Source organism: uncultured Aquimarina sp., assembly GCF_947500065.1.
In the GTDB taxonomy this organism is placed as follows: domain Bacteria; phylum Bacteroidota; class Bacteroidia; order Flavobacteriales; family Flavobacteriaceae; genus Aquimarina.
Map to the genome: position 1 here is coordinate 1 of NZ_CANMQT010000033.1, position 1,632 is coordinate 1,632.

At 42.3% G+C, this 1,632-nt stretch carries 1 pseudogene; it reads right to left on the bottom strand.

Annotation, left to right across the window (positions count from 1 at the left end):
* Positions 1-1,632: pseudogene (locus Q0975_RS28300) on the bottom strand (hypothetical protein); the annotation flags it as partial.

A 1,632-nucleotide genomic window follows, 5' to 3' on the forward strand; every position in this document is an offset into this window, starting at 1 on the left:
TAGGTATCTGTCTTGGTGATATCCAATAGTCCTTGTCTAAGATCCGTTACCGTTGGATCATCTGGACTACCATCATTATCTGGATCAACATCAGTCGTGTTATCTGGATCATCAGAATCGTCTGTGATATCTGGACCACCTAATGGATCTGTAGCAGTAGCCACCGCAGTATTGCTAAAGGTACCCGCAGTAATATCTGCTGGCGTGATCACATAACTTGCTGTATAAGTACTGTTGTCACTCGCGCCTACTACCAAGTCTATCGTCGTAGCTGGTGTCACTGTAGCCAAGGCATCGGTTACACTGATACCTGTTAGATCTATATTACCTGTATTACTAACCGTAAATACATAGTTGATCGTATCACCAGCATCAATAATACCGTTTGCGTTCGTATCTACATAGGTATCGGTCTTAGTGATATCTAATAGTCCTTGTCTTAAGTCCGTTACTGTTGGATCATCTGGACTACCATCATTGTCTGGATCTACATCTGTCGCATCATCCGGATCATCAGAATCATCCTCTATCGGTGGACCTAGTGGATCTAATGGATTAATCGCACTCACCACAGCTGTGTTAGCAAAACTACCTGCTGTAATATCGGCTGCAGTAATTACATAACTTGCTGTATACGTACTGTTGTCACTCGCCCCTACTACTAAATCAATCGTAGTGGCTGGTGTTACTGTAGCTAATGCATCCGTAACACTGATTCCTGTTAGATCTATATTACCTGTATTACTCACTGTAAATACATAGTTGATCGTATCTCCAGCATCAATGATACTGTTACCGTTCGTATCTACATAGGTATCTGTCTTAGTGATATCCAATAGTCCTTGTCTAAGATCCGTTACTGTTGGATCATCTGGACTACCATCATTGTCTGGATCAACATCAGTCGTGTTATCTGGATCATCAGAATCGTCTGTGATATCTGGACCACCTAATGGATCTGTCGCAGTAGCAACAGCAGTGTTTGCAAAGGTACCTGCAGTAATATCTGCTGGGCTAATCACATAACTAGCTGTATAAGTGCTACTATCACTCGCGCCTACTACCAAGTCAATCGTAGTCGCTGGTGTTACTGTAGCCAAGGCATCGGTTACACTGATACCTGTTAGATCTATATTACCTGTATTACTCACTGTAAATACATAGTTGATCGTATCTCCGGCATCAATGATACCATTACCGTTCGTATCTACATAGGTATCTGTCTTGGTGATATCTAATAGTCCTTGTCTAAGGTCCGTTACTGTTGGGTCATCTGGACTGCCATCGTTGTCTGGATCTACATCCGTTGTATTATCTGGATCATCAGAATCATCTTCAATCGGTGGACCTAGTGGATCTAATGGATTGATCGCACTCACTACAGCAGTGTTGGCAAAGGTGCCGGCTGTAATATCTGCTGGGGTGATCACATAACTAGCTGTATAAGTACTGTTGTCACTCGCGCCTACTACTAAATCAATCGTAGTGGCTGGTGTAACTGTTACCTGTGCATCCGTTACACTAATTCCGGTTAAATCTATATTACCTGTATTACTCACTGTAAATACATAGTTGATCGTATCTCCGGCATCGATGATACCGTTACCGTTTGTATCAACATAGGTATCTGTC